The sequence below is a fragment of the Paenibacillus sp. Soil787 genome (genome assembly GCF_001429545.1).
GTDB lineage: Bacteria > Bacillota > Bacilli > Paenibacillales > NBRC-103111 > Paenibacillus_E.
Genome location: NZ_LMSP01000020.1, coordinates 1 through 12,751, shown reverse-complemented (window position 1 = coordinate 12,751; position 12,751 = coordinate 1). Strand labels below are relative to the sequence as shown.

The window sequence follows — 12,751 nt, the reverse complement described above, 5'->3', positions numbered from 1 at the left end:
CAGTCAAGGCTGGAAAGGGTTAGCTTATTTTTATTTACACATACATATATATACGAGTGTTGGCTGCTATCAGGGTACGCTACTCTGAGACGATGAAATTCATCGTTAAAGTAATCCTGTTAAAGCGATCGTAATTTAATCAAAAATAACTATAATTAAACTCCCCAACGTACATATACAGGAACTTCATACGCTACAGAGAAAAGTGTTAATAAGGCTGAGAATAGAAGGAGATTGATGAATGGAAACTGGGTTGGAGCAATGGATCATAGAAGTAGAAATAGCAAGTATGCAGCAAGCAATGAATACGGGAATGGTTACTTCGGAACAATTGGTGCATTTGTACCTAAGCCGCATTGAAAAGTACGACTCTACATTAAATACCATTTTAGAAATAAATCCAGATGCTATGGACATAGCCAAAGGTTTAGATGAAGAACGAAAAGTAAAGGGCAGTCGTGGGCCTCTGCATGGTATCCCGATTCTGCTGAAGGATAATATCGATACATACGATCGTATGCATACTAGCGCTGGCTCTATCGCGTTAGCAGAATCCTTCGCAGCCGCCGATTCCTTCGTGGCGGCACAGCTTCGAGCGGCAGGGGCTGTGCTGCTGGGTAAAACGAATATGACCGAATGGGCGGGCTTTATGTCAGGCGATATTTGGGCGGGTTATAGCTCAAGAGGTGGTCTCACTTTAAATCCTTACGGCCCTGGCGAATTATTCGTAGGCGGTTCAAGCTCAGGCTCAGCAGCGGCCACGGCAGCGAATCTAGCAGCAGCGGCGATTGGAACGGAAACATCGGGCTCTATCATCAGCCCTTCTAGTCAGAATAGCTTAGTTGGCATTAAGCCAACGATTGGACTAGTTAGCCGAACGGGCATTATCCCAATTGCTCATAGTCAGGATACAGCAGGGCCTATAGCAAGAACAGTCAGTGATGCAGCGATTTTGCTCGGCGCTTTAACCATGACAGATGAGCGTGATATTGAGACATTAGCGAGTAAAGGGCGTTCTTTCCAAGATTACACGCCATTCTTAGACGCCAATTATCTGCAGCAAGCTAGAATTGGGATCCCGAGATTTTATTATCAACAATTAGACAAGGCTCGGCTTGATATTGTAGAGGCGGCTATCGCCGTTTTGAAACAAAAGGGTGCTACAATCGTTGATCCGGTAGAGCTTCCGTGCGAACAGACGCAATGGGATGGCAATGTCATGAGATATGAATTTAAAAAAGATTTAAATGATTATTTATCCAAATTGTCAGGTGAGATACCAGTCCATTCATTGGCAGACGTCATCGCCTACAATGAAGCACATTCAGATCAAGCATTGAGATATGGGCAAGGAACCTTAATCTGGTCAGAGGAAACGAGCGGGACACTAACGGAACAGGCCTATTTAGACAGCAAAAAGAGAGTTAAAGAGATGTCGCGAGAGCAGGGGATCGATTATGTAATAGAGAAGCATCATCTGGATGCGCTCCTATTCCTAGGATTTGAGGGCGGGGCAGATCTTGCGGCTAGAGCCGGTTACCCTTCCATCACGGTACCAGGAGGGTATGCGGCAACGGGGATTATCGCGCCAGGCGGGTACACAACGAAGGGACCACAAGGGATCACCTTTGTAGGATCGGCATTTAGCGAACCTACTTTGATAAAAATTGCTTATGGGTTTGAGCAGGCGACGAATCATCGCGTTCAACCCGAGTTAGCTGCTCTCTCGAATAGAGGTAAAACAAAATGATGAATCTAAGAACGATGGTTGTTGGATTAACAGCTGATCATGTGGCTAATGCGTGCCTATTCGTTCTAGCGAGGGTAAGCTAGTTGAAAGAGTAACGACAAGTGAAGGGGGATATATTGGTGTTGTGTTCAGTGATGCGGAAGGGGAAAGTTTAGATTGTGATCAAATGAACGATTCGCAGATGGAGGCGTGGGGGAAATCACTTGGCAGCTTACATACATGCTCACAGGTATATGAACCTGATAAAGAAATAAAGCGTAAGGATTGGCGAGATGGACTGGATCATATTGCAGTGGCATTAGAACGTCATTCACATGAAAAAGAAGCCTTGATGGAGCTGGATAACCTGAGGATTTGGCTTTATTCTTTAAAGCAAACCAAGCATGAGTATGGTCTCATTCATTATGATTTTCAACAGGATAACATTTTCTGGCATGCAAGTACGTCGCAATTTTATGTTATTGATTTTGATGATGCTATGTATCATTGGTATGCGATGAATATTGTTGCAGCTCTTGCTGACGTGTTGGATAATAAAGAGAGGGATTCCAGCCGTCAGGTAGAATGCTTTTTGAGGGGCTATACGGCGATATGTCCATTAGACAAGCAAATGATAGAACACTTTCCAAAGTTTCTACGGTTCTCTAAGCTCTATAGCTTTTCGAGAATCCTAACAGCTTTGGAGGATAGTGATCTATCCAATACGCCACCATGGTATGCAGGATTGAGATTAAAGCTCATCACAGTGAGGGACGAAATGAGACTTGGTTTCAGCAACCCATGGTGACCTACTGATCAGCAGCACACTAGGAGGACTACAACTTGGAAATAAGGCGTTTATGGCAACAAGATGTACCGCAAATCGCATTTCCCGGTCTAAGTGCCAGCAATCTCGGACGAGAGTTTGGAGTGCTGGAAGAAGAGCTACCAAGAGTAGCTTCTCTAGAAGGATCCATTGTCCATGAATCGGTCAGGGGACAAGGGCTCCAGCGGCATTTTCATGCCTTAAGAGAACAGCGGGCGCGGGAACAAGGTACATTATACCTCTACGCAACCGTACATCCTGACAATGGAATAAGTCGGAAAAACTTAGAAGCAGCAGGTTTCACACTTCAATTCACCCGCCTCATGTATGGGGTCTTCTAAGGCATTGCTATGCGAAGAAGCTTGAAGTACTAGACTAATAGGTTATTGGGTAACGGCAAGTTCCCTAACCTTTTTCCACGCATCCAAATGCTTTTCCAAATTACCGACTAAGGTATTGAGATCATTCAGAAATTGATCCTTATCTTGAGCATCAACGTCTAAGTCTTCAACTTGAAAATCATTAGGTGCAGGAAATGCGTTAAGCATTTGCAGAAGTTTGGTTTGAATTGGGTTAGATGTCGGGCTAATTTCCTTGGATTTCTCCGCTTTCTCCGCTTTTGTCGGAGCTTTTGCAGCTGCAGGCTTAGCCCGTTCTGCTCGGTTGTTTTGAAAGACAGACCAAGTTTCGACCAGATCATGACCTGTTTTATAGAGAAGCTTCCCTTTGGTGCTTTCTGAAATATCTTTATCTTTGAACATTCGAGCAATCTTTTTGACATCACTGACAGGCAATTCATCTCTAGCAATAATCAAAGCAAGCGGATCGCGGTGCTCGATCGGTAAATCTTTGATAGGCAGCAGCTGATCCTCGGTTAACTTGTCTTTTCGAATTTCTGTGCCGCTAACGATCAGTTTCTTGACTGAATTTCCAAACTTTAACAAATCACATTTGTTTTTGATGTAAGTTTCGGGCTTGCCAAGTTTACTAGAAAGGTATTTAATAGAGGAACTGAATTTGGAATCATTCATAAGTTTATGGAAGGCCTCGGCTTCCTCAATGGGGGAAAAGCCTTCCCTTGTCAGATTCTCCGCAATCTGTTCTAAATAAATCTCCAACTCATCCGTTACGGTCGATACGATACAGGACATGGTAGGGCGTCCCAGCATTTTGCTAGCTTTATATCTCCGGTTCCCGTAAATAATTTTGTACCGGTTGTCAGCCGTTGTTCGCACTTTAATCGGAGATAGTAAGCCAATCTCTTCAATGCTTTTCATTAATTCTTGGAGCGCCTCTTCATCGAATTGATATCTGGGCTGATCTGTATCCTCGTCAATTAAATGCATGGGAATTTCATGTATATCCATATTCATTTCTCCATTCGTTCAGGTTGTCCTTGGATTATTATATAACAAAGAACAAAATCGCGGTATTGCCATTCATGCGATTAGATCGGAGGTCCGTCATGTTTACATGTAAAATAAGTGAAGAACTCGAATTAAAGATTCTAGAAGTCAGGCATGCAGATGCCTTATACCAGCTGGTAAACAAAAATCGGGAACACTTAGCGAAATGGCTTCCATGGGTCGATAAAACAACACAAGTAGAAGACACAAGAGCTTATATTGAATTTGAACTTAGCCGTTTTGCAAAGAACAATGGCTTTTCTTGCGGCATTTTTTATCGAAATGAAATTGTTGGATGTATAGGTCTCCATGAAATTAATTGGGGGAATAAGCATTCGTCGATTGGATACTGGCTTGCAGAGGGGTATCAGGGGAAAGGGATCATGACCGATTCATGCAAATGTATCGTGAACTACTCCTTGAATGAGTTGAAACTAAACCGGATCGAAATAAGAGCTCGGACGGATAACTTCAAGAGCCGCGCGGTTCCGGTGAGGTTGAAATTCAAGCATGAAGGAACAATTAGACAGGCCGAGTTCAGCTATAACACCTTTCATGACCATGAGGTTTATGGAATTTTGGCAGAAGAATGGGAGTAAATAGAGTGGAAACATTAGCAAAACGCACCAAACTGCACTATGGCTGGATTGTTGTCCTGGTGACCTTCTTTACCTTGATTGTATCGGCGGGTATACGCTCGGTGCCCAGCATCTTCATGCTTCCCTTTGAAAAAGAGTTCGGATGGGGCCGCGCGGATGTATCCTCCGTTGTCTCTATAAATATTTTCTTGTATGGTCTGATGGGGCCTTTCTCGGCTGCATTGATGGAGCGTTTTGGTACCCGCCGGGTGGTGCTGATCTCCCTCATTTGCATCGCGGCCAGCCTTTCGCTGACGCCTATGATCACGGCTTTATGGCAGTTTGATTTGCTTTGGGGGGTCGTTGTGGGGCTTGGAACGGGATCACTTGCCAACGTGCTCGGTATAACGATCGCGAATCGATGGTTCGCCCAGAACAAAGGCGTGGTGGTTGGCATTCTGACAGCCAGCGCGGCGACAGGGCAACTGCTGTTTCTACCTCTTCTGGCTAAAATAACGGTGGACGTCGGTTGGCGCTATGCCATTTATACAGCGATCGCTGTGATTGCGGTGTTAATCCCTGTTGTAGCGATCTGGATGCGCAATCATCCCTATGACATAGGTGTCGCTCCGTATGGGTCTGATCAAGTCGTCAAGCCTGCCGTATTCAAAGGCAACCTCTTTATGACCCCTCTGCTTACACTTCGAGATGCCAGTAAGAACAAGGCGTTCTGGCTGCTTGCGGGGACGTTCTTTTTCTGTGGATTCTCCACGAATGGGTTAATTGGTACGCATCTTATTCCGGCCTGCGGGGATTTTGGCATTCCTGAAGTAACAGCAGCGGGATTGTTGGCGCTCATGGGCATCTTTGATCTGGTCGGGACAACGATGTCCGGTTGGTTGACCGACCGATTTGACGGGCGTTGGCTGCTGTTTTGGTACTACGGGCTCCGCGGAATTTCGCTGATTTTTCTGCCGGAAGCGCTTGGCTTAGGCTATACGGAGCTTCTTATTTTTGCTGTTTTCTACGGTTTGGATTGGATTGCAACCGTTCCGCCAACCGTGAAGATCGCATCGGATGTTTTCGGCAAGGAGAAGGCAGGCATGGTTTTTGGTTGGATTGTAGTAGCTCACCAGTTGGGCGCATCCTTTGCTGCCTATGAAGCAGGACTGCTAAGAGATTTACTAGGCAGCTATTCGCTACCTTTCCTTATGGCGGGTTTCGTATGTATGATTGCTGCCATCATGGCCGTACGTATAGGGCGTACAGGAACAGCAGCGAGAGCATTGTAAAATCGGACAACAAGAAGGACTCAGCCCATCTAGGCGAGGTCCTTCTTGTCATTTCATCATCCATTTTTTGTAGGGTAAAACTAAATTCAATAAAAAGATTGCATCGGAAGGTTTAGAGATGAAATAATAGAGGCTGATGATGTCGAATTATGACATAAAACTTTTATATGACTTAGGAGTAGAGTAGCATGAAAATGATTCGAAACACGATAATAGCTCTAATTTTCGTCATATTAGTTTCATCGTCAGAGTTAGTTCTTACTAAGTATAAGGACTCTTTGCTCCATGAGCTTGAAATTACGGAACAGTCCCAATTATCCTCGAGAGCATTGGCTTTACAATCCGTCATTGACCGTAATTTTAATTTGATGGTAAGCCTGGAAGCTTATGTAAATGCGAATTACTTGCAAAACAAAGATGATAAAGAAGTCATGGAATACATTGCTTCTCTCTATCTTGGTGCTCAGGGATCAACGTTAAATTTAATTATTGCGCCTAATGGCGTTATGAAGTTCGTTTATCCGATACAGGGCAACGAAAGTATATACAATTGGGATTTACTGAAGGATCCCCGTGCCAGTATTCAACAGCAAATTTCAAAAGCTTTGCAAACTAAAAAAATGACAATGAATGGCCCATTTAAATTACTGCAAGGCATTAATGGTTTGGTTGCTCGAAAGCCAATCTATCAAGATGGTGTCTTTTGGGGCTTCGTATCCGTTGGTGTTAATCTGGATCAACTGCTTGTAGAAGCAGGGATTAAGAATAGAGATACAGGGGATTTACAGATTTCCATCCGTAATCCTGGAGAGCCTGCGTTCTATGGCGACGATTCTGTTTTTCAAGAAAATCCAATGATAGCAACCATTGAGCATACGGATATGAAATGGGAGATTGCTACGCTGCCGCAGGCAAGTGCGGTTCAGAGTATTAGAGAGCAAATCATCTTAATACGCAGCTCTTTTATGCTTGTACTACTAATCGGTCTCATCTTTATCCTGTATATTCTTAGACAGCGGGATAAGTTACATCGAGCGGTAAATGAGCGCACACAAGAATTACAGTTTGCAAATGAAGATTTGACTGCTGTGAATGAAGAGCTACTGGCAGGACAACAGGAACTGCATGATTCAACCAAACGCTTGCTGGAATCCGAACAAATGCTTTCCTACATGGCTTATCATGATGTTCTGACAGGGATACATAATCGAGCCCATTTTCAAATGATTTTAAAAGAACAAATTGTACACAATGAAATTAATCGTACATCTCTTGCTATGCTTTTCTTTGATCTAGATAACTTCAAGATGGTAAATGATTCGCACGGTCATCATATGGGCGATCTGATGCTGCAGGAAGTTGCTAATCGTATTGGGCAATCTAAGCTTTCCTATCATACGTTTGCCAGATTTGGCGGTGACGAGTTTGCCATTCTGCTGGAAGATTGTCCAAGTGAGATGGAAATTCAGCTCTTCTGTGAACAATTAATAGATATTCTAAAACCGCCTTGTTTGTTATCAAATCGCTCTTTTTTCATTAGTGCCAGTATCGGTATCGTGCAGTATCCTTATGGAGGCGTGACTTGGGAAGCATTGCTCAAGAATGCGGATATAGCCATGTACATAGCCAAAAAAGAGAGCGGCAGCTCATACAGCTTCTTTAATCAGGAAATGGCATTGAATTCCCTATCAAAGCTGGAGATGGGAAATCATCTGCGTCAGTCACTTGACCGGAATGAACTCGAAATTGTGTATCAACCGCAGGTAGATTGTTTATTGGGCAAAGTTATTGGTGTTGAAGCACTCGTACGTTGGAATCATACGACCAAAGGCTATATTTCTCCAGCTGACTTCATTCCTTTAGCAGAAGAAATAGGCACAATTGCTAGTATTGGTGAGTGGGTTTTGAGAGGTGCTTGCAAGCAGATGAAGGCTTGGCACAGCATGATGGTTGAACCCTTAGCGATCTCGGTCAATCTATCCGTCAAACAGCTGAATGATGAACGTTTTGTTGATAAAGTGATACAAATTTTAGAGGAGACAGGCCTGGAAGCAAAGCATCTGGAGATGGAAATTACCGAAAATTTCGCCATGCAGGATGAACAGCTGGAAGCACTTAGCAAGCTTCGCGGGCTGGGGATTGCGATATCCGTCGACGATTTCGGTACACATTACTCCTCTCTAAGTTATTTGAAAAGGTTCCCCGTCACCAAAATCAAATTGGACCAATCATTTGTCCGCGGCGTACAAACGGATGACAAAGATCGAGCGATGATCAAAGCGATTATTTCCGTAGCCAATTCGTTTCAACTGCAAATTATTGCGGAAGGTGTTGAAACAGAAGAACAGGCCGGCTTCTTAGTTGCTAATGGCTGCAGTCAAATTCAAGGCTATTACTTCTTCCGGCCAATGACTGCCGAGCATGCGCTGCCTGTGTTACAGGAATGTTTACAGGATAAGCTTGCCTTTCTTGAATCAAACCCCTCTGGCCATATTCAATAAAGAACAAAAAAAATCTCCCCTGCTGAGGCAGCGAAGGAGATTTTTTCTGTTTTATAATTGAACGATTTGTTTTTGCTTATTTTTAAAATAGACCCAATGTTTGAAGCCGATCTCTTTTAACGTCTTGCGAACTTCTTCCCAATCGTCAGCCACGCGGCTTGGCAGATGAGCATCAGAGCCGAAGGTCACTTCAACACCATAATGCAGAGCTTGCTCCAGAATTTCATTGGAAGGGTACCAGCCGCCTACGTCCTTGGTTTTTCCTGAAGTATTGATTTCAATCGCTATACCAGCTTCTCCGATGATCTTCAACGTTTCGTTAACCTTAGGTGTAAAGATATCAGAGAAGGCTGGATAGAAGCCTTTCATGGCATCGATATGCCCAAGAATATGGAACATGCCGGATCGTGCTGACTCCGCAATTAGGTTATAGTACTCTTCTTTATGCTGGATCTTCTGCTCTTCATTTAGTTTTTTCCACCTGTTGCGATTAAAGATGCTGACACCACCTGATAAATGAACAGAGCCAATGATGTAATCGAATGGATATTTCGCGTATTCTTGACGGTAAACCTCGACATGTTCAGGGAAATAGTCGGACTCAACACCAAGAAGCACATCAATTTTTCCTTCATATTCTTGTTTTAGATGCAGAACTTCCTCAATATAACGGGGGAATTCGCTCTTAGCCATAGCGATTAAAGGTTGTGCCTGATCTTTTGGACTCGCAAAATAAGGGGAATGGTCAGAAATCCCGATCACTTGCAATCCGCCTGCAATAGCGGCTTCGATATAATCGCGAATTTTATCCTTGGCGTGACCACAACGATCATGATGGGTATGTAGGTCGAATTTCATCGGAAATAACCTCCTTAGAGTTTTGCGTTAGCAAAACTGGCATCGTAAGCATGGACCTTAGAGTTTTGCGTTAGCAAAACTGGCATCGTAAGCAGTAAATATTATTCTGAGCCGAGAAATTGGGTTTCTGGCATTCCTTTTAGATCACGGAGGAACTGCTGCATCGCAGAATTTAAGTAGCGTCCTGACTTATATACTACACCTACAGGATGAGTAATATCCAATTCGTTCACTTTGACCATTTTCAAAGTTCCATGTCGCAGTTCATCTGCGACAGAAAGCTTGGAGATGATAGCAACCCCGAGATTTAACTCCACCATGCGCTTCACTTCCTCGCTGCTGGAGAGCTCCATCACAATATGCGGGGAGACGTCATAAGCCTTGAAGATTTGATCGACGAATCGCCGTCCCGCAGTTTCCGGAGAAAGCATGATGAATGGAATGTTGCGCAGCTTCTCAATGGATAAATGGGCAAATCGGCTAAGTGGATGCTGCGTGGAAACGATCAGCTCGAAAGTATCATAATAAAGCACTGAAGTTTCTAAGGCTTGATTTTTTTCGAACAAATATGTAATCCCAATATCAATTTGACTATTTTCCACGGAAGCCATAATTTGTGAAGAGGTCATCGAGTGAATGGTCGTCTTGATGAGTGGGAATTGGTCTTGGAAATAGGAAAGCACCCTCGGCAAAATCTGCATAGCAATCGACGTTGTCGTGCCAATATGGATATGACCTTGCGGTGTATGATGTAAGTCGGACAATCGCTGCTTGAGATCACTGGCGATCCTCAGCATTCTTTCTGCATGCTCCAAGAACAGCTTACCACTATCGGTTAAAGTAACAGGTTGATTGCGATCAATGAGAATTGTGCCGAATTCGTCTTCAAGGCTCTTTATTTGCGCGGAAACGGCAGGTTGGGTCAAGTTAAGAATTTCGCCAGCTTTTCGAAAGCTCATTGTTTTGGATATGGTGAGCAATGTTTCTAACTGGTTCATATTCATGAGCATACCTCCTGCTTTTTATAGTAAAGATACAAATAAAATTTATCGGAATTGTAAAGGGCATAAAAACCTTTTGTAACCCCATTATATGATAGGAGTACCGGAATCGGCAACTTTTTAGGATAAAGTTGGACAACCGTGTACATTCTAGCAAGGAAGCTCGGACGAATACAACCGATTTTCGTTGCTAAATACTCAAATTTGATTATAATAATTTACATACTAAATAAAATATGAAGGAGATTCAACTTATGTCGTTAACCCGTAAGTCAAATACAACGTGGACCGTTGTGGCGTTGATGTTGGGACTCTTACTGGCTTCGCTGGATCAGACCATTGTTTCAACAGCGATGCCTACGATCGTGTCCAAGCTAGGCGGCTTCAGCCAATTCGTCTGGGTTTTTTCTGCGTATTTAATTGCGAATGTGGCCGCCATGCCTATTTTCGGTAAACTATCCGATATGTATGGTCGAAAACTATTTTTTATTATCGGTATCGTTGTATTTATGATTGGCTCAGCCTTATGTGGAACAGCAGGATCGATGACTGAGCTCATCATCTACCGCGCCATTCAAGGAATTGGGGGCGGTGCCCTTATGCCGATTACTTTCGCGATTATTTTTGATATTTTCCCGCCGGAGAAGCGGGGTAAAATGCAAGGGCTGTTCGGAGCTGTATTCGGACTATCCAGCGTACTGGGGCCGATCATTGGCGCTTACTTCACCGACCATGTGACCTGGGAATGGATTTTCTTTATCAATCTGCCCCTCGGCGTTGTGTCCTTACTATTAATCATTTTCTCATATCACGAGTCCGTGGAACACAGTAAGGCGAAAATTGATTGGGGCGGTACTATTTTTCTGACAGCATCGATTATCTCCCTCATGTTCGCATTGGAACTTGGCGGTAAAGAATACGCTTGGGATTCTTTACAAATCATCGGGTTGTTTGCAGGTTTTGCGGTCCTCTTAGGTACATTTATTATGATTGAAAAATATGCAGCAGAACCGATTATCCCGCTTGATTTGTTCAAAAATCGGCTATTTGGCGCCAGCATGGGTGTCAGCTTCGCTTATGGTGCGGTTTTAATTTCGGCCGGTACCTACATACCTTTATTCATTCAAGGCGTATTTGAAGGCTCAGCTACAAGTGCTGGCTCTACTTTAACCCCAATGATGCTTGGTGTTGTTGTCAGCAGTGCCCTCGGCGGGCGATTCATCGGTAAGTTCTCTTATCGCAATGTCATGCTGGTTTCCGCAGCCTTACTGCTGCTGGCAACTTCGCTTTTAGGCGGACTCTCCATCGATTCCAAACGCTGGCTAATTACAACCTATATGATTCTCCTTGGTCTCGGGATTGGTGCTTGCTTCCCAATTACATCGATGTCTGCGCTGCATAAAATAGACTTTCGCCGCAGAGGCACGGTGACTTCACTTGTTGGTTTCTTCCGTTCCGTAGGTTCGGCAATTGGGGTAGCTGTGTTCGGCAGCATTCAAGTCAACTCGCTAAGAGATAACATTACAACATCCCTTCAGGATCCAGCGATGGCCGAGAAGTTTCATGATGCGCGAATTCTACTTCAGCCGCAGGTCCGTGCAAACATTCCCGCTGAAATTCTACACAAGCTCCTAACCGCATTGGCGGATTCCATTGCCGTTGTTTTCCAGACGACCATTGTTCTGGCTGTAATCGGTCTTGTGTTCATCTTATTCATGGGTAACGCTAAGCTTGAAGTGGGAAGAGCTCCAGTCAAAGAAAGCGTACCCGTAGGACACTAGGAGGTTAACAGCATGTCGATGAAGCTCGTCATTCTCGGACTGTTGATGGAAGCCAATCGGCATACCTATGAAATTCGGCAAACGATGAAAGAAAGAGGCATGAACAACTACATGAAGCTGCAAGACGGCTCGCTGTATTATGCGATGGATCAACTCCATAAGGATGGTCTCGTAGAAGCACTTGAGGTTGTACGCGATACGAATCGCCCTGAGAAAACGATCTATCAAATTACCGCGGCCGGGAAATTAAAATTTCAAGAACTGTTAGTTGAACAATTGCATGAAGACATTAAGCACTATCATCCGCTTTATGTCGCCCTGCCTTTCTCCGTGCATGGGGATCAGGCGAAGATTGCCGACATTCTTGAAAATAAGATTATGGCCCAAAAAATGATTATGAACAAAATGAAAAGCTTGTATGAAGAACACATCTCTATTGTTCCAAGAGTTGTCCTACAGATGATGGTGGGCACCTACAAGCGCGCTTTTAGTGAACTTAAATGGCTGGAGCAGTTGCAAAAGGATGCAAGAGAGGGTCGCTTGCAAGAGAAGAACTCCCCGCTGGAAGTTGACTGGGACCGTATTGAATAGAAGAAAAGCCGCAACTGCTCTTGTTGATTGCAGTTGCGGCTATTTGGTTTGAAACTGCTATAGAGTAATTCCACCTCGGTAGCGGTATAAATGATCTTAAGTCAATAGGTTGGACACAACGAATTGCTGTTTCTACCCAGTTATCCGAGCGTAATAGGCCGCTTCAAAACGCATGGGTGATAGATAGC

The 12,751-nt window shown here is 44.0% G+C and carries 11 protein-coding genes; 8 read left to right on the top strand and 3 right to left on the bottom strand.

Annotation, left to right across the window (positions count from 1 at the left end):
• Positions 1–241 precede the first annotated feature (241 nt).
• From ASG93_RS18425 to ASG93_RS18415, 3 genes are read left to right on the top strand one after another with little or no spacing between them, the layout of a single operon-like run.
• Positions 242–1,750, top strand: a complete 1,509-nt coding sequence (locus ASG93_RS18425; RefSeq protein WP_056834060.1) for an amidase family protein — start codon at positions 242–244, stop codon at positions 1,748–1,750.
• A gap of 52 nt (positions 1,751–1,802) precedes the next feature.
• Positions 1,803–2,537, top strand: a complete 735-nt coding sequence (locus ASG93_RS18420) for a phosphotransferase enzyme family protein (RefSeq protein ID WP_056834058.1) — start codon at positions 1,803–1,805, stop codon at positions 2,535–2,537.
• A gap of 35 nt (positions 2,538–2,572) precedes the next feature.
• Complete coding sequence (locus ASG93_RS18415; RefSeq protein WP_056834056.1) at positions 2,573–2,896, top strand: GNAT family N-acetyltransferase; 324 nt, start codon at positions 2,573–2,575, stop codon at positions 2,894–2,896.
• A gap of 42 nt (positions 2,897–2,938) precedes the next feature.
• Here ASG93_RS18415 and ASG93_RS18410 read toward each other — a convergent pair whose 3' ends face one another.
• Complete coding sequence (locus tag ASG93_RS18410) at positions 2,939–3,922, bottom strand: ParB/RepB/Spo0J family partition protein (protein ID WP_056834054.1); 984 nt, start codon at positions 3,920–3,922, stop codon at positions 2,939–2,941.
• 98 nt (positions 3,923–4,020) lie between these two features.
• On the opposite strand from ASG93_RS18410, the gene ASG93_RS18405 reads away from it, so the two are divergent.
• The 3 genes from ASG93_RS18405 (at position 4,021) to ASG93_RS18395 (ending at position 8,332) form a co-directional block, all read left to right on the top strand.
• Positions 4,021–4,560, top strand: a complete 540-nt coding sequence (locus tag ASG93_RS18405) for a GNAT family N-acetyltransferase (protein WP_056834052.1) — start codon at positions 4,021–4,023, stop codon at positions 4,558–4,560.
• Positions 4,551–5,831, top strand: a complete 1,281-nt coding sequence (locus ASG93_RS18400) for an MFS transporter (RefSeq protein WP_056834050.1) — start codon at positions 4,551–4,553, stop codon at positions 5,829–5,831. Before ASG93_RS18405 ends, ASG93_RS18400 begins: the two co-directional genes overlap by 10 nt.
• A gap of 188 nt (positions 5,832–6,019) precedes the next feature.
• Positions 6,020–8,332, top strand: coding sequence for an EAL domain-containing protein (locus ASG93_RS18395; protein WP_056834048.1), 2,313 nt, complete (start codon positions 6,020–6,022; stop codon positions 8,330–8,332).
• Positions 8,333–8,383: 51 nt separating this feature from the next.
• Here ASG93_RS18395 and ASG93_RS18390 read toward each other — a convergent pair whose 3' ends face one another.
• Both ASG93_RS18390 and ASG93_RS18385 read right to left on the bottom strand, forming a co-directional pair.
• A complete protein-coding gene (locus tag ASG93_RS18390; protein WP_056834046.1) occupies positions 8,384–9,190 on the bottom strand; it encodes a histidinol-phosphatase in 807 nt (268 codons plus the stop codon).
• Positions 9,191–9,291: 101 nt separating this feature from the next.
• Positions 9,292–10,194, bottom strand: a complete 903-nt coding sequence (locus tag ASG93_RS18385) for a LysR family transcriptional regulator (protein ID WP_056834044.1) — start codon at positions 10,192–10,194, stop codon at positions 9,292–9,294.
• Positions 10,195–10,445: 251 nt separating this feature from the next.
• Between ASG93_RS18385 and ASG93_RS18380 the strand changes: the two genes are divergently transcribed.
• Both ASG93_RS18380 and ASG93_RS18375 read left to right on the top strand, forming a co-directional pair.
• Entirely contained in the window at positions 10,446–11,972 is a 1,527-nt protein-coding gene (locus tag ASG93_RS18380; RefSeq protein WP_056834042.1) for an MDR family MFS transporter, read from the top strand.
• Positions 11,973–11,984: 12 nt separating this feature from the next.
• Positions 11,985–12,563: a PadR family transcriptional regulator gene (locus ASG93_RS18375; RefSeq protein WP_056834040.1), complete on the top strand. Its 579-nt coding sequence runs from the start codon at positions 11,985–11,987 to the stop codon at positions 12,561–12,563.
• The last annotated feature ends 188 nt before the right edge of the window (positions 12,564–12,751 follow it).